We start from the raw sequence: 17,066 nt of genomic DNA on the forward strand, positions 1-17,066 counted from the left end.
CGGGCCGGCTCGGGGCGTACTAGAGCGCATGCGGAACGAAGCCCGACGCCACCACCCCCGGCGAGCCCCACCCGGCCGCCCCCGCCCGCGCGAACGGCACGAAGCCCCGGGGCGATCCCGGGGCCGTATCCCACGGCCCCGGGACTCCGGCCCGGCGGGCAGGCGCCCGGCCGGCGAACGTCGGGCCGGCGGGCGTCGGGCCTGCGTGCGCCCCGCCGGCGGGAACCGGCCCGTGGGTCAGTGCCCGCCGGAAGGGCCCGCCCCGGCGCGGGCCCGCCGCAGCGGGTCGCGCGCGTCCTGGCTCAGGGCCCCGCGGGCGGTGCCGGCGGTTCGGGGGTCAGGGGGCCCGTGCCGCCGTAGCGGGCGCGGTCCGCGGGGGACACCGCCCGCTGCGCGGCGATCCGGGCGTACACGGTGGCGGCCTCCGTGGGCGTCCGCTCCATCGTGGAGCGGTCCACGCGGTACAGGCCGAACCGCGGCGTGTACCCGCCGAGCCACTCGAAGTTGTCCATCAGGCTCCAGTGGTAGTAGCCGCGCACGTCGACGCCCTCGGCCCGCACCCGCTGGATCTCGTCGAGGGCCCGCACCAGGTGCTCGGCCCGGCGCGTGCCCGACTCGGTCGCCATGCCGGACTCGGTGACGACCAGCGGCAGGCCCGGGTAGCGCTCGCCGAACTCGCGCAGCACCGTCGACAGGCCCTGCGGGTTCGTCTCGTACCCCATCGTCGGCACGAAGTACGTGCTGTCCAGCAGGGGCAGGCTCGGCGCAGCCAGGCACACCTCGACGTTGAGCACCGGGTAGAGGATGCCGGCCGGGTCGCCGCCGGGGGCGGAGACGCCGGTCCGGGAGTAGCTCTGCGGGCCCAGCCAGTCCAGCTTGCCCTTCCACTCCGGGTGCGCCTCGTCCATCGTGCCGTCGAGGTCCTTGTCGAACTTCCCCTGCCACAGCGAGTCGACCACGCTGTAGTCGACGAACTGCCGGTAGCGGTCGCGGGCCGCGACGTCCTTCGGGTCGTCGCTGAGCCTGCCGTTGCGCACCGGCACGTACTCCTGCGCGCCCGTGGTCAGGCCGACGCTGGAGGCCGCGCCGTCGCGGTCCGCGTCGACCTGGTCGCCGGCCTTGATCGCCTCGTACATGGCGACGTGCGCCTGGACGTACGTGCGCTGCGCGGCGGTGAACCGGGGGACGTCGCCCTGGAGCAGGCTGGCCTTGCCGGGCGGGCCCGCGCCGAAGGAGTGCGACAGCGTCATGTACACCATCGGCTCGTTGACGGTCACCCACTCGTCGACGCGGTCGCCGAAGGCGCGGGCGAGCAGCCCGGCGAACTCGGCCATCTCCTTGACGACCAGAGGCCCGCCCTGCGGGTGGTCGAGGCCGCACAGGTTGGCGTCGCCGGGCCCGTTCGCGCACGCGTTGTCGGCGGGGTCGTCCACCCACACCGGGTTGGCGAAGTGGTGCACCGTGATCATCGGGCGGATGCCGCGGGCGGCGAGGGCGTCCAGCTGCTTGCGGTAGTGGTCCAGGGCCGCCCTGTCGATGACGTTCCGCTTCGGCTCGATGCGGGCCCATTCCACGCCGAACCGGTAGGCGTCGACGTTCAGGTCGTCGATGAGCCGGACGTCCTCCAGGGCCTTGGTGTAGCCCTTGACGCCCTCGCCGACGAACGGGCTCTTGCCCATGCCCTCGGGTGCCGGCGCGGTCCACTTGTACCAGTCCGTGTTCGGGTTCCGGTCCTCGATCTGGGTGGCGGAACTCGCCACCCCGAAACGGAAGCCCTTCTTCCCGGCGGGTCCGGTCAGCGGCCCGATGCGCGGGAACGCGTTCCGCTTCCCGGCGGCGGCCTCGTCCGTGGCGGCGGCCCGCGCCGTGCGCGGCGCGCCGGCGTCCACGGCCACGGCCGGCGCCGTCGTCGCCGCCAGGGCGACGGCGAGCGCCGGCAGCAGTATTCGCTTCACTGTCTCTATCTCCTCGGTCTACGGAATGCCGCTGGGGCCTTTCCTCCGGGCCGGCCCGGCGCCCGGCCGCCGCCGACGCCCCGCACGCACGCAGGCACGTACGCACGGAGGGCGCGCGCACGGCCGGTCCGGCCCGGCCCGAAAGGAAGGCCCTAGCGGACGGAGGCCAGGTGGCCCTCGATGGCGTCGGCGGCGACGACCGGGCCGTTCACCTGCCGCATCCGCTCGGACAGCGCCGTCACGCGCTCCTTGACGTCCTTGTCGGCGTGGACCTCGGCGGCCAGCTCGCGCAGCCGCTCCGCGGTGGTGTCGGCGGCGGTCAGCAGCCGGCCCAGGCCCAGCTCGTCGACCCGCAGGCCGTTCGCCCGCTGCTCGTTCATCTGCGGGATCACGACCATGGGGACCCCGTGGTAGAGCGACTCCATGGTGGAGTTCATCCCGCCGTGGGTGACGAACAGGCTCGCGTGCCGCAGCACGTCCAGCTGCGGCACGTGCCGCGACACGTGGAAGTGGGCGGGCAGTTCGCCGAGCTCGGCCGGGTCGACGTGGTCGCCGACCGCCATGACCACCTCGAACTCGGAGTCCTTGAAGGCCTCCACGGCCGTGGTGAAGAACTCCGGCCAGCCGGTCGCCGCCGTACCCAGGGAGATCAGCAGCACCGGACGGCCGGTCGACGGCTTCCACGAGCCCTGGAACGAGGAGCGGTCACCCAGGCAGGGCCCGGCGAACACGAACCGCTCGTCGAACGTCTCGCCGTCGTAGTGGAACTCCCGCGGCAGGAAGATGATGCCCAGCTCCTCGATCTTGGTGAGGAACTCCATCGCGGAGACCCCTTCCAGACCGACGCTCGGCAGGTGCGCCTCCAGCTGCGTGAGCATGTCCATCACCAGCGGGTCGGTCATCTCGGCGACCGGGAACTTCTCGTGGATCGCGAAGGTCTCGTTCGCCCCGTACGACGGGAACAGCCGGACCGCCGGCACGCCGTGCCTGGCCGCGAAGAACCGGGCGCCCCACGCCATGAAGTCGTACACGACGAGGTCCGGGAGGTCGTCGGCGTAGGCCTTCTCCGCCGCGTCCGCCAGGGTGATCGCCTCCCGCAGGCACCTCAGGCCCTCGCCCTTGAGGGACTCCTCCGTGTAGGGGCTGGTGTAGTAGTCGCCGAAGACGGACTCGTAGCGGACCGGGTGACCGCCGGATGCCTCGATCGCCGGGGCGAAGTGGTCGGTGGTCGTGCAGGTCACCCGGTGGCCGCGCCGGACCAGCTCCTGCACCACGCCCAGGTTCGGGTTGATGTGACCGAACGCCGGGAAGTTGAAGAACGCGATGTGCTTGCTCATGTCACCTGTATTTCTCTGGGGGGGCCGGCAGGGGGGAACTCATCGTGGAATCCGCGCGCGGCGCGGACCTCATCGGACGGGATGGTCCCGGCGGACCTCGGAGAGTCTCGCCTTGCCCTCGGCGAAGGTGGGGAGCCGCGCGGTGTCGGTGGCCACCCAGTGCGTGGACTCCCAGGCGTACATCACCTTCATCGTCTTGCGCATGGCCACCACGTGGTCCGCCGACTGCACGAACGCCCGCATGGACTCCTCGTCCCGCCAGAGGGACAGCCCTTTCGCGCTGTGCCAGCAGCGCTCGGAATAGGCGAACGTCGCCGCGAGCATTCCGTACTTCTGCCGGCCCTCTCGGATGAGGACCTGAATCATGTCAGCGGTTGTCTCTTCGGCATCCGGTTTCGGCCAGCCGCTCGACGCCGATATCAGATAGCGGTCGGGCAGCGGCCCCCGCAGCAGACCCGTCTCCGGGTCGATGGCGGGACCCGTCCACGGCACCACCACCGTCAGGTCCGTCTCGTCGCAGTCCGCGAACCCCGCCAGCGTCGTCGGCAGCAGCGGCAGCAGCCGCCCGCCGTCGCCGCCGGCAGGAGCGGCGGCGCCGGTCCCCGTCCGCGTCTCCGTCGCCGTCTCCGTCTCCAGTGCGGACACCTCGCCTCCCTTCCCTTGCCCCCGCCGCGTCAGGCGGCGGTGGTCTTCTTGCGCCGGACGGACAGCTCCGCGTACTCCGCGACGACCATCCGCAGCACGTGCAGACGCGACTCGCCGTTCAGCTCCAGGGTCGGCAGCAGCGGCAGCAGCGCGTTGAACATGGCGCGCAGTTCGAACCGCGCCAGGGTGTTGCCGATGCACCGGTGCTCACCCGCACCGCCGAACGCCAGGTGCTTGTTGGGGGAGCGGGTGATGTCGAAGACGTCCGGGTTCTCGAAGACGTCCTCGTCGCGGTTGGCGGACGGGTGCACCATGGCGACCGTCTCGCCCTTGCGGATCAGCTGGCCGCGGATCTCCAGGTCCTGCTTGGCGACCCGGGCGAACACGATGCCCACCGAGGTCCAGCGCAGGATCTCCTCGACGGCGCTGTCCACCAGCGACGGGTCGTCGATCAGCTTCCGCAACTGCTCCGGGTGCTCCAGCAGCGCCTTCACCCCGCCGACGATCGCGTTGCGGCTGGTGCCGTTGCCCGCGTGCACCAGGTTGGTGAAGTGGTACGAGATGTCGTGGAACTGGAGCCGCTCGCCGTTCAGGCGGGCGTTCGCCAGCCGGCTCAGCACGTCCTTGCCGTCGCCGCCGCCCTCCGCCATCCGGGTGCGGACCAGCTGCGCCATGTAGTCGTCCAGATCCATGATCAGACGCATGAACGCGGCCTGCGGGTCCTCGCCCTCCAGCGACTTGAAACCGGAACTGAACGCGCTGGCGATCTGGTGGTGCAGCGTGAACAGGTACTCCCAGTCCTTCTCCGGCACCCCCAGCAGGTCGAACAGCGCGGCCAGCGGCAGCTTCGCCGACAGCTCGTGCGCCACGTCGGCGTGCCCGCGCTCGTCGAGCAGCTCCGTGAACTCGGCGACGTGCTGCACGGCCAGCACCTTCAGCTTGGCCTCCAGCTCCTTCAGCCCGCCCGCGGTGAACGACGGGTAGATCGCCTTGCGCACCTGCAGGTGGCCCGGCGGGTCCATGAACGGCAGACCGTAGTGGTAGTCGACCGGGTGTCCGTACAGCTCCGCACGGCGCACCCGCTCCGACTCGAATGGCTCGATCTCGTCCGGCGTCTCGATCTGCACCCGCTGCCCCACGGTGAACAGGTGCGGGTTCGCGGCGACCCAGGCGAGGTCCTCGTACTTCGTCAACGCCCAGAACGGCTCGTAGTTGGGCCGCTGGTACCAGTACACGGGCGCCTCGCGGCGCAGCTGCTCCCACTCCTTCCACGGGTAGCCGCGCTCGTTGATCAACGCCTCGCTGGTGATGTCGAGGGAATCCAGGGTGGGCATGGTCGGTCGTCTTCCTTCCGTCAGCGGGGGGTGTGCTCGGCGAGGAACCCGGTGATCTCCGCGACCGTTCCGGCCACCCGCTCCGGGGCGTCGAAGCCCGCGTCGACGAGGCGGACCCGCGGCACCTCGGCGCCCAGACGCTTGGCCAGGCCCTCCGGGTGCCGCTCGTCGCCACCGGGAAGAACGAGCAGCGGGGCGGGGAACCGCGCCATCCACTCCTCCGGCACGGAGAAGTACGCCGAACCGTCGGGCCGGAAACCGTCGCGGAACCGGACCAGCCGCGTCACATAGCTCTCACGGGTGAACTTCAGGAACTCCTCGCGGAACTCCGGGTCGTCCGCCAGCCGCTGCGCGAACGGGCCGGCGGCCGGGTTGCGGGAGAACCGGGGCTCCCGCACGGCGGCCTCCACGACCGCCCGCAGCCCCATCGTCTCCGGGTCGTCGAAGGACGCGGCCCGCACGTGCCGCATCGCCTCGTCGAACTCCGTGAAGAACGTGCCCAGCGTGTTGACCGCGTCCCGGCCCTCCGGTTGCTGCGCGACCACCGACACCACCCGCTCCGGGGCGGTACGGGCCAGCGCCCAGGCGTGCACGCACCCGCTGCCGGCGGCCACCACGTGGGCGCGTTCCACACCGAGCCCGTCCAGCACCGCCAGCTGGTCGCCCACCGTCTGCTCGTACGAGAACGGGGCGGTCGGCGCCGGGCTGCGACCCGCGTGCCGCTGGTCCATGGCGATCACCCGGAACCGCCCGGACAGTTCACGCACCGGGTGGTAGAAGTTCTCGTCCCAGCACTCGATCTGGCTGCTCACCCCGCCTGGAGCGAGCAGCAGGACCGGGAAACCCTCCCCGTGGACCTGGTAGTGGATCCGGGCACCATCGGGGCGCTCGATCTCTGGCATTGCTTTCCTCCGGAAGGTGTGGACGACAGGACGACGTGGACGACGCGCATGCCGTGGACGACGTGGGCGGCTGACGGGAAGGACGGCCGGACCTCATCCGGCCCGGGACGGCGGGATGGCGGACACCAGGGCCGCCGCCATGGCCCCGGCGTTCTCCAGCGGGGCGGCGTGCGTGCCCTCGATGCTCCGACGGGCGAACGGGCCCAGGGTCAGTTCCCGCCAGGCCTCCATGGACTCCTCGGGCACCACCGGGTCCGCGGTGCCGGCCACGGCCAGGACGGGGATCTTCAGGGCGCCCCGCCGCAGGCCGCCCAGCGCCGCCCGGTGGCTCTCCCCGAGCTCCACGTCGACGACCAGCCGCCGCAGGTACTCCGTGAGCAGGTCCTCGTTGTCGAGGATCTGCCGCGGCAGCAGCCCCTCGTACACCTCGGCCAGCTCCCCGGCCGACGTCCCGTCCCACGCCGCCGTCGCCTCACCGATCCGCCGGATCGCCTCCGGGGTCTTGGCGAACGGCGTGCGGGCACAGGCCACCACCAGGGACAGCGGCGGCGCGTCCGCACGCTCACCCAGCCGGTGCGCCACCTCCCACGCCAGCCACGAACCCTGGCTGTGCCCGTACAGCACCAGCGGCACGTCCCCGCGGCCGGCCAGCACCGCGGTGATCTCCTCCGCGACGGCCCCCATGTCCGTCATCGGCGGCTCGTCGGCGCGGGCCTCCCGCCCGGGAAGCTGGACGCCCAGCAGCTCGACCCCCTCCGGCAGACTGCGGACCAGCGGCACGTAACCGCCCGTGGTGCCGCCCATGCCGGGCATGCACACGATCCGCGCACGCGGCCCGTCGGCGGCGGCCGGCTTGAGGACCCGCAGCCACGGATCCTCCGGCGCGTCCTCCGCGACCGCCGGCGCCCCACCCCGGCCGTCCAGCAGCAGACCCAGCAGGTGACCGCCGATCCCCGCACAACTGCCGTACCGGATCAGGACGTCGGTGGTGATCGGCAGACCGGTGAGCCGGGCCAGGTTGCCGCGCACCGTGACCGCCATCAGCGAGTCGAAACCGAGCTGCTGCAGCGGCTGCCCCGGCGGGATCTCCGCCGCAGGCCGGCCCAGGACGTGCGCGACCTCCGTACGCACCAGACCGGTCACCACCTCCAGCCGCTCCGCCGCGCCCAGCCCGGCCAGTTCGGCACGCAGCCGCACCCCGGCGGAGGCGTCCGCCGGCGCGGCCGCCGCGGCCAGCGCCGCCCGCACCTCCTCGATGCCCATGACCAGCGGCCGCGGCCGCGCCGAGCAGTAGGCCGGCGCGAACCTGCTCCAGTCGATGTCGGCGACGCCCAGCACGGTCAGGTCCGCGTCGAGGGCCGCGCCCAGCGCGTACAGGGCACGCGCCGGCTCCATGGAGCGCAGCCCGCGCGCCTGGACGTGCTCCTCCGCCTCCGCGGTGAGCATGCCCTCACCGGCCCAGCCGCCCCAGTGCAGCACGGTGGCGGTCAGGCCCCGCGCACGGCGGTGCCGGGCCAGCGCGTCCAGCCCCGTGTTCGCGGCCGCGTACACCGCCTGGTGGGCGCCGCCCCACAGGCTGGCACCGCTGCCGTACAGGACGAACGCGTCCAGCGGGCGTTCGCCGAGCAGTTCGTGCAGGTGCCGGGCGCCCTGGAGCTTGCCGCCCAGTTCGGCGCCGATCTGCTCCGCGGTGATCGACCCGAGGGCAGTACCCCGGGTGACCCCCGCCAGGTGGGCGACCACCCGCAGCGGCGCGTCGGGGGTGTCGCAGCCCGCGAGCAGCCGCTCCACCTGCCCCCGGTCGGTGACGTCGCAGTCGGCCGGCACCACCTCGACCCCGCGGCCGGCGAGCTCCTCGCGGAGCTCCGCGGCCCCGGCCGACCGGCGGGCCGAACGGGACGCCAGCACCAGCCGGGTGGCCCCGCGGTCCGCCAGGAAGCGGGCCAGGTGCAGGCCGAGACCGCCGGTGCCGCCGGTGATCAGCGCGGTCCCGCCGGTCGACCACGGCGCGTCGGGCCGCTGCGGAGCGGTGCGCAGCATCCGGCGCACCCACCGCCCGCCGCCGGGCCGCAGCGCGACCTGGTCCTCGTGGTCGCCCGCCGCCAGGGCCGACACCAGCTGGGCGGCCCACTCGGCGTGCGGCTCGGCCGGCAGGTCCACGACACCACCGGACAGGGCGGGCTGCTCCAGAGCCACCACCCGGCCCAGGCCGTTCACCAGGGACTGCAGCGGACGCGGGAGCGCCTCCACCCCGTCCACGCTGACCGCGCCGCTCGTCAGCAGCCACAGCGGCACGCCCGCCCCGGAGTCGGCCACGGCGTCGACCAGGGCCTGCACGAGCGTCAGCGACGTACGGAACCCGTACGGCACCCCCTCGGCGTCGACGCGGTCGTCCAGCCCGCCCAGCGACACCACACCCGCCGGCGGGGGCACCAGGCCCTTCAGGGCCCGGGCGAACGCCGCCCGGTCCAGGCCCGCCCCCAGACGCTGCACGGCCGCACCGGCCAGCCGCAGCTCCCGCTCCAACTCGGCCGCCAGCCCCTCGTCCCGCGGATCGGACACCAGCACCCAGGTCCCGTCCAGCCGAACCGGCCCGGCGGCCGCGGCGAGGGGCTGCGGCTGCCACACGTCGTCGTACAGCCACGGCGCGACCTCGGCACGGGCCCGCTCCCGCCCCTGCCAGGCCGCCAGCAGCGGCAGCAGCTCGCCGATCTGCCCGCGCAGCCCCTCAGGGGCCTCCAGCAGGTCGGCGACCCTGCCCGGCTCACCGTCCTCGACCGCCGCCCAGAACGCCTCCAGGGGCCCGCCCCCGCCACCGGCCCCACGGGCCGGCCCGGCGGGGCCGTCGATCCAGTGCCTGCGCCGCTGGAAGGCGTACGTCGGCAGCTGGGCCACGGCCCGGCGGCCGAGGACGCACTCCCAGTCCACGTCCACACCGTGCACGTGCAGCAGCGCGGCGGTGCGCAGCACCTGGACCAGGTCACCGCGGCCCCGCTGCAGCGTCGGCACGACGACGGCCCGGTCACGGCCAGCGTGCAGCGCTCCGTCGGTGAGGGGCATGAGGAGGACGGGGTGGGGGCTGGTTTCGAGGAAGACGTTGTGGCCGTCGGCCAGGAGGGCTTGTTGGGCTTGGTCGAGGCGGACGGGTTCGCGGAGGTTGCGGGCCCAGTAGTCGGCGTCGAGCCGGCTGCCGTCGGTGGGGGTGCCGGTGACGGTGGAGTAGAAGGGGATGTGCCCGGTGCGGGGGGTGATGTCGGCGAGTTGGGTGCGGAGGGTGGGCAGGAGGGTGTCCATGTGGTGGCTGTGGGAGGCCACGGGTGCTTCGAGCCAGCCGCAGGAGATGTCTTCGTCGTCCCAGGTTTCCAACAGGTCGCCGATGGTGTCGGCGTCGCCGGAGATGGCGGTGGAGGTGGGGGTGTTGACGGCTGCGATGGACACTTTTCCGCCGTGTGGGGCGAGGGCGGTGGCGACGGTGTCGTGGGGGAGTTCGACGACGGCCATGCGGCCGATGCCGGTGACGGCTTGGAGGGCGGTGGAGCGGATGCCGATGACGCGGGCTGCGTCGTGCAGGGAGAGGGCTCCGGCGACGACGGCGGCGGCGACTTCGCCCTGGGAGTGGCCGACCACGGCCGCGGGCTGGATGCCGTGGGACTGCCAGAGGGCGGCGAGGGCGATGTACATGGTGAACATGACGGGCTGGATGACGTCCAGGCGGTGCCAGTGGGTGGTGTCGGCGGTGCGCAGGATGGTTTCGATCGACCGGCCGTTCAGGTACGGGGCGAGGGCCGTGTCGCAGTCGCGGACCGCTTCCGCGAACGCCGGCGACTGCTCCAACAGGTCGCGGCCCATGTCGGGCCACTCGCTGCCCTGGCCGGGGAAGACGAACACCACACCGCCCCGCTCCACCGCCGACCCCTGGACCAGGGCCCGGTGCGAACGCCGCTCGGCCAGTGCGGCCAGGGCCTCCGCCGCCTCCGCCGCCGACCCCGCCATCACCGCGGCCCGTTCGGTGAAGTGCGCCCGCCGGCGAGCCGCGGTGGCGGCCACCTCGGGCAGCGCCGCCTCCGGCCGGCGGCCGAGCCAGTCGGCCCAACGCCCGGCCTGCTCGCGCAGCGCCGCCTCGTCCCGTGCCGACACCACCACCGGCAGGACCGGGGGCAGCACCCGCTCGTCCACGTCCACGGGAACCGCCGCAGGCGCTTCCTCCAGCACCAGGTGCGCGTTGGTGCCTCCGATGCCGAACGACGACACGCCCGCCCGCCGCGGTCCGTCCTGCCGCCACTCCCGCAGCCGGGTGTTGACCTCGAACAGCTCCGGGTCCAGGCCCATCTCCGGGTTCGGACGCTCGAAGTGCAGGCTCGGCACCAGCTCCCGGTGGTGCAGGCACAGCACCGCCTTGATGAGCCCAGCCAGACCCGCCGTGACGTCGGTGTGCCCGATGTTGGACTTCACCGAACCGAGCGCGCACGGCTCCTCGCGCCCGCCCCCGCCGAACACCTGCTGGAGCGCCTGCACCTCGATGGGATCGCCGAGCGCGGTCGCCGTCCCGTGCGCCTCCACCAGACCGATGCTGGACGGCTCCACGCCCGCCGCCGCCTGCGCGTCGGCGATGACCTCCGCCTGCCCCTGGACGCTCGGCGCGGTGAAACCGACCTTCCCGGCCCCGTCGTTGTTGACGGCACTGCCGCGGATCACCGCGTACACCGTGTCCCCGGCGGCCAGCGCGTCCGACAGCCGGCGCAGCACCACCACGCCGACCCCGCTGCCGACGACCGTACCGCCGCCGTCCGCGTCGAACGGCCGGCAGGTGCCGTCGGCGGAGAGCACCAGCCCCTCCTGGTACATGTAGCCCTGCTTGAGCGGCACCGTCAGCGAGGCCGCACCGACCAGCGCCACGTCGGACTCCCCGCGCAGCAGGCTCTCCCTGGCCAGGTGCGCGGCGACCAGACCGGTCGAACACGCCGTCTGCACCGACAGGGCGGGACCGCGCAGGTCGAGCCGGTGCGCGACCCGGGTCGCGAAGAAGTCGCTCTTGGTGCCGATCATCGTGCGGAAGAACGACGACATGTCGTGGACGTCCTCACCGCGGTAGCCGCCGAACCCGGACCCGCCGAACACGCCGATCCGCCCGTCGTAGCCCCGGGGGACGAGCCCCGCGTGCTCCAGGGCCTCCCAGGCGCACTCCAGGAACAGCCGGTGCTGCGGGTCCATCGCGTCGGCCTCGGCCGGCGAGTAGTCGAAGAACCCGGCGTCGAACAGGTCCGCGTCCTCGACGTGGCCCTTCGCCCGCACGTAGTTCGGGTCGGCCAGCAGCGCGTCAGGCACGCCCGCCGCCCGCAGCTCCGTCTCGGAGAACCGGGTGATCGACTCCACCCCGTTCCGCAGGTTCTGCCAGAACGTCTCGACGTCCGGCGCACCCGGCAGCCGGCACGACATTCCGACCACCGCGACCGCCTCGTCCCCGGTGCCACCGGCGCCACCGGTGCCACCGGCGCCCCCGGGACCGACGGCCGGAGCGGCCGCCCGCGCGGCCCGCGCCGTGCGGCCGGTGCCCTCACGGTCACCCCGCAGGAACCCGGCGAGCTGCCGGACCGTCGGATAGCGGAACACCGCCGACAGCGGGAACTCCCGGCCGAGGGCCTCGCACAGCGCCGTGTGGACCTGCAGCGCCGTCATGGAGCTGCCGCCCACGTCGAAGAAGCCCCGGTCCCGGTCGACCTCCCGGAGGTCCAGCACCGACGCCCACGTGTCACGGACGAGCCGCTCCACCGGGTCGTCCCCGCGCACCGCGACGACACCGGACCCGCGCCCCGCCGGGGCCCCCGCCCTGGCGGCCGATGCCTCCGCGGCGGACACGCCCTCCGGCGCCCGTTCCGGCGCCGGCATACGGACCAGCGCCCCCCGGTCCACCTTCTTGTTCGGGGTGTGCGGCAACTCCGGCAGGCACACCAGCCGCGACGGAACCATCCAGGCCGGCAGCCGCCCGGCGAGGTACCCCCTGACGGCCTCCCCGTCACCCGGCCCGGCACCCGGCCGGCCGGTCCAGTACAGGCACAGCCGCGGATCGTCCTCCACGTCCCGGCGCACCACGGCCGCGCACTCCAGCACCAGCGGGTGCTCGCCCGCCACCGCCTCGACCTCGCCCAGCTCGATGCGGTGCCCGTACAACTTGACCTGCGAGTCGATCCGCCCGCAGTACTCCAGACCGCCGTCCTCCCGGTACCGCACCAGGTCCCCGGACCGGTACATCCGCCCACCCGGGCAGAACGGGTCCTCCACGTACCGCTCGGCCGTCAGATCCGGCCTGCCCAGGTAGCCGCGGCTGACCGCACGCCCGCCGATCCACAGCTCACCGCGGCTGCCCCGCGGCACCCGGGCACCGTTGCCGTCCAGCACGTACAGGCCGGTGCCGAGGACCGCCGTGCCCAGCGACACCTCACCCGGCTCCACGTCCCAGGTGGTCGACCACACCGTGCACTCGGACGGCCCGTAGATGTTCGTCACCCCGCCGCGCACCGTGCGCAGCAGCCGCTTCGCCAGGGAACGGTCCAGCGCCTCCCCGCCCACGACCATCCGGTCCAGACCGGCCAGCAGCGCCCGGCCGTCCGCGTCCGCCAGCAGCATCCGCGCCAGCGACGGCGTGCACTGCAGGTGCGTGGGACCGTACGAGCGGTACGCCGGCCACTCGCCCACACTGCCCTGCGCGACGACCACCCGGTAGCCGCGGGTCAGCGTCCAGATCAGCTCGACCGTGGAGATGTCGAACGACGGGCTGGTCACGGCCAGCCAGGTGTCCCCGGGGCCGCCACCGATGCGCTCGTCCACGCTCCGGCAGAAGTTCGCGAACTGGCCGTGCTCGATCAGCACGCCCTTGGGCCGCCCCGTCGAACCGGACGTGTAGATGACGTAGCCGAGGTCCGACGGGACCGGCCGCACCACCGGCTCGGGCCAGTCCGCGTCCGCCGCCGGCTCCGGGACCTCCCCGATCAGCACCACCCGCGCCGCCGTGTCCACCGGACGGTCGGAGACCAGTACCCGCAGCCCGCTGTCCTCGATGACGTGGTCGATCCGCGCCCGCGGATAACCCGGGTCCACCGGCAGGTACGCGCCGCCCGCCAGCCAGATCGCCAGCACCGACACCACCAGGTCCACCGAACGCGGCAGGTGCACGCCCACCGGAACCTCGCGGCCCACCCCGGCACCCGCCAGCACCCCGGCCAGCGCCCCGGCCCGCGCCACCATCTGCCGGTACGTCAGCTCGCAGCCGTCCGACACCAGCGCCACCGCGTCCGGAGTCCGGCGCGCCTGCGCCAGCACCAGGTCCAGCGCCGTCGCCGGATCCGCCGCGACCGGCTCGGCACGCCCGCCCCGCTCCTCCAGCCACGCCAGCTCCGCGGCGTCCAGCAGGTCGAGCTCCCCGATGCGGCGCTCCGGGTGCGCCGCCACCGACTCCAGCAGCGTCAGGAAGTTCCGCACCATCCGCTCGCCGGACGCCCGGTCCATGACGTGCGGCAGGAACTCCAGCTCGCCCCACAGCCCCGCACCACTGGGAGCCAGGTTCAGGCCCAGCGGGAACTTCGACGCACCCCGCACGTTGCCCGCACCCCGGGCCGAGTCCGGCAGCGCCCACGCGTCCTCGCCCGCCCCGAGCACCGGGAAATCGGCGCCCATGTAATTCAGCACGGCCCGGATCAGCGGGTTGTCGTCACCGGACCGCGGGGTCCGCGTCGCCTTCATCACCTCGGTGAGCGGCACGCCCTGGTGCTCCACCAGCCCCAGCACCCGCGGATGCACCGCGGCCAGCAGCTCCGTGAACACCGGGTCACCGGTGAGGTCGCAGCGCAGCGGAAGCGTGTTCGTCAGGAAGCCCAGCACCTCCGAAGACCCCGGCAGCTGCCGGTTCGCCCACACCGTGCCCACACTGAAGTCGTACTGGTCGGTGTAGCGGGCCAGCATCACCGCGAACGCGCTCACGAACACCGTGTACGGCGTCACCGACGCGTCCGATGCCAGCTCCTCCAGCCGCGCACGCAGCCCGGCCGGCACCTCGAAGTACACCGAGTCACCGCCCCCGGCGCCCCCCGCGCCCCCGGACACCGGCTGCGGACCCGGCGGCAGCTCCAGCACCGGCACGTCGCGCAGCTGCTCGGCGATGAACGCCGCGCCGGGACCGAACCGGCCCTCGGCCAGACTCCGGCGCTCCCAGCGCGCGTAGTCGCCCATGTGGTGCACCGGCTCCGACGCCTCCGGCCGGCCCCCCGCCGAGAACGCGCCGTACGCCTCGTACAGCTCGCGCAGGAAGACCGTCAAGGACCAGCCGTCCGTCACCGAGTGGTGGAACGTCAGGCACAGCACCTGGCCCCCGTCACCGGCATCCAGCAGCCGGCAGCGCAGCAGGGACGGACCGGCCAGGTCGAACGGCAGCAGTTCCTCCTGCCGGATCCGCTCGTCCACCGCGTCCGGCCCGCGGCCCGACAGGTCCTCGTACACGAACGGGACCGTGACGTCCGCGTGCACCACCTGCACCGGGCGGCCGCCCCGGGACTCCAGCCCGGTCCGCAGCGCCTCGTGCCGGGCCGCCATCCAGTCGAGGGAACGGCGCAGTGCCTCCCGGTCCAGCGGACGCGCAGGCCTCAGCCGCATCGCCACGTTGTACCGGGGCGTCCCCGGCTCCATCCGCTCCAGGAACCACAGCCGGCCCTGGCCCTCGGTCGCGGGATGCTCATCACGCTGCCCGGCACGCTCCAGCGGAAGCGGGCCTGCCGCAACCCGAGCCGGAGCGGGGGCGCCCACGCCGATCCGGGTCAGGAGATGGCCGGTCAGCGCGGCCGGAGTGGGGTGCGCGAACGCCAGGTCCGCCGGCAGCGCCGAACCGACCTGCGCCGACAACCGCCGCCGCAGCTCCACCGCCATCAGCGAGTCCAGCCCCAGCTCCTTCAGCGGCTGGTCGTCCACGACCGCCGCCGCGTCCGCGATGCCCAGCACCACCGCGACCTCGCGGCGCACCAGCTCGCCGACGGCACCCCGGCGCTCCGCCTCCGGCAGCGCCGCGAACCGCTCGCGGAACCCGTCACCGGCCGCGCCGGCCCGCCCCGCCCCGCGCACCCGCGCCCGCGCCCGCGCCCGCACCAGGGCTCGGAACACCGCCGGCAGCTCCTCACCGCTGTCCAGCGCCCGGCGCAACGAGCCCAGCTCGAGCCGGACGGGGACGAGGTGGGGGTGGGGTTGGGTGAGGGCTGCGTCGAGGGTGGTGAGGGCTTGGGTGTGTGTGAGGGCGCCGAAGCCTTGGCGGTGCATGCGGGCTATGTCGGCATGGGTGAGTTTGGTGGTGAGTCCGGTTCCGGTTTGTTGCCATAGGCCCCAGGAGAGGCTGGTGGCGGGCAGGCCGTGGTGGTGGCGGTGTGTGGCGAGGGCGTCGAGGGCGGTGTTGGCGGCGGCGTAGTTGCTTTGGCCGGGGGTGCCGAGGACGCCGGAGGCGGAGGAGTAGAGGACGAACGCGGCGAGGTTGAGTCCGAGTTGGGTGGACACCTCGTGCAGGTGGAGGGCGCCGAGGGTTTTGGGTTCGAGGACTCGGTTGAGGCGTTGGGTGGTTTGGTGGGTGAGGAGTCCGTCGTCGAGGACGGCGGCGAGGTGGAAGATGCCGGTCCAGGGGTGGGACGGGTCGATGTCGGTCAGCAGTGTCCGGACCTGGTCGGGGTCGGCGGCGTCGCAGGCGAGGACGCGGACGGTTTCGGCCCCGGCTTCGGTCAGCTCGGTGACGAGGTGTTGTGCGTGGGGGGTTTGGTCGCCTCGGCGGTTGGTGAGGACGAGGTGGCGGATGCCGTGTCGGGTCACGAGGTGGTGGGCGAGGGCTTGGCCGAGCTCGCCGGTGCCGCCGGTGATCAGGACCGTTCCCTCGGGGTCCAGCCTTCGGGTGGTGTCGTCATGTGCTGCTGTGGCGCGGACGAGGCGGGGGGCGAGGAGCTGCCCGTCACGCGCCAGCAACTCGGGCTCGCCGGTCACCTGGAGCGCTGCGCTGAGTGCCTCGTCGTCGTTGGTGTCGATGAGACGGATGACGTGTTCGGGGTGTTCGTTGCGTGCGGAGCGGGCGAGTCCCCACAGGGTGGCTTGTGCGGGGTCGTCGACGGCGCCGTTGGTGACGAGTACGAGTTCGCCGGTCGTGGTGGCGTCGGTGAGGGCTTCTTGGAGGGCGGTCAGGCCGCGTGACGCGATCTCGGTGAGGGTGCCGGTCCAGGCGCGGGCGTCGATGACGGTCCGCTCGGCTGCTGCCGTCACCAGGCTGGTGACCGGCTGGAACTCCACCCGGTAGAGGTGGTCCACGGCCATGCCGGCACGGATCTGCTCGACGGAGGCCTCCCTGACCTGGAGGCCTTCGACACGGGCAACCGGGTTGCCCGACCCATCGGCCACCCAGACGCGAGCCGCGGTGCGCTCCGCGGTCAGCTCGGCTCGTACACGCAGCGGGCCGTCGGCCGGTCCGAAGAGTTCGACGCCGGTCCACTCGAAGGGCAGTGCGACGCTCGACCCCGTACCGCTCCCGAAGAGCGTGTGCAGGGCGGCGTCCAGCAGGGCGGGGTGGATCCCGAAACCGCCCACGGCTTCGCCGTCGGGCAGCCGGACGAGCCCGTAGGCGGTCTCGTCGTCCCGCCAGAGTTCCATGAGCCCTCGGAAGACAGGCCCGTACTCGATGCCGATGCTTTGCAGACGCTCGTAGAAGCCGTCCAGGTCGACCCGTTCAGCGCCGGCCACGGGCCACAGCCGGAGAGATTCGAAACCCTCGGTGCCGGGCCCTCGGGTCTCGCCGAGTCGGCCGGTGGCGTGGTGGGTCCAGGTGTCGTGGTGGCGGGTGTGGATGGTGAGGTGGTTGTCGGTGACGGTGATCTGGAGGCGGAG

Annotated in this window: 6 protein-coding genes; all 6 read right to left on the reverse strand. The window is 73.4% G+C overall.

Annotation, left to right across the window (positions count from 1 at the left end; genetic code table 11):
• Positions 1–302 precede the first annotated feature (302 nt).
• The 6 genes from ACFY61_RS31755 to ACFY61_RS31780 all read right to left on the reverse strand — a co-directional run bounded on the left by ACFY61_RS31755 (position 303) and on the right by ACFY61_RS31780 (position 16,922).
• Positions 303–1,955, reverse strand: a complete 1,653-nt coding sequence (locus tag ACFY61_RS31755) for a glycoside hydrolase family 1 protein (RefSeq protein ID WP_389477899.1) — start codon at positions 1,953–1,955, stop codon at positions 303–305.
• A gap of 152 nt (positions 1,956–2,107) precedes the next feature.
• On the reverse strand, positions 2,108–3,292 hold the full coding sequence (locus ACFY61_RS31760; protein WP_389477901.1) for a macrolide family glycosyltransferase: 1,185 nt from the start codon (positions 3,290–3,292) through the stop codon (positions 2,108–2,110).
• A gap of 69 nt (positions 3,293–3,361) precedes the next feature.
• Positions 3,362–3,937 (reverse strand): DUF3291 domain-containing protein, encoded by a 576-nt coding sequence (locus ACFY61_RS31765; protein ID WP_389477903.1) that lies wholly within the window; start codon positions 3,935–3,937, stop codon positions 3,362–3,364.
• Positions 3,938–3,966: 29 nt separating this feature from the next.
• Entirely contained in the window at positions 3,967–5,271 is a 1,305-nt protein-coding gene (locus ACFY61_RS31770) for a cytochrome P450 (protein WP_389477905.1), read from the reverse strand.
• Positions 5,272–5,291: 20 nt separating this feature from the next.
• Positions 5,292–6,173: an alpha/beta fold hydrolase gene (locus ACFY61_RS31775; RefSeq protein WP_389477908.1), complete on the reverse strand. Its 882-nt coding sequence runs from the start codon at positions 6,171–6,173 to the stop codon at positions 5,292–5,294.
• A 93-nt stretch (positions 6,174–6,266) separates the two neighbouring features.
• Positions 6,267–16,922 (reverse strand): amino acid adenylation domain-containing protein, encoded by a 10,656-nt coding sequence (locus ACFY61_RS31780; RefSeq protein WP_389477911.1) that lies wholly within the window; start codon positions 16,920–16,922, stop codon positions 6,267–6,269.
• Positions 16,923–17,066 lie beyond the last annotated feature (144 nt).

The organism is Streptomyces sp. NPDC012888 (genome assembly GCF_042900645.1).
Classification (GTDB): domain Bacteria; phylum Actinomycetota; class Actinomycetes; order Streptomycetales; family Streptomycetaceae; genus Streptomyces.

Excerpts from the sequence above, each read along its gene's own strand:
- ACFY61_RS31760 (WP_389477901.1), bottom strand. The coding sequence starts at position 3,292 with ATGAGCAAGCACATCGCGTTCTTCAACTTCCCGGCGTTCGGTCACATC.
- ACFY61_RS31770 (WP_389477905.1), bottom strand. The coding sequence starts at position 5,271 with ATGCCCACCCTGGATTCCCTCGACATCACCAGCGAGGCGTTGATCAAC.
- ACFY61_RS31775 (WP_389477908.1), bottom strand. The coding sequence starts at position 6,173 with ATGCCAGAGATCGAGCGCCCCGATGGTGCCCGGATCCACTACCAGGTC.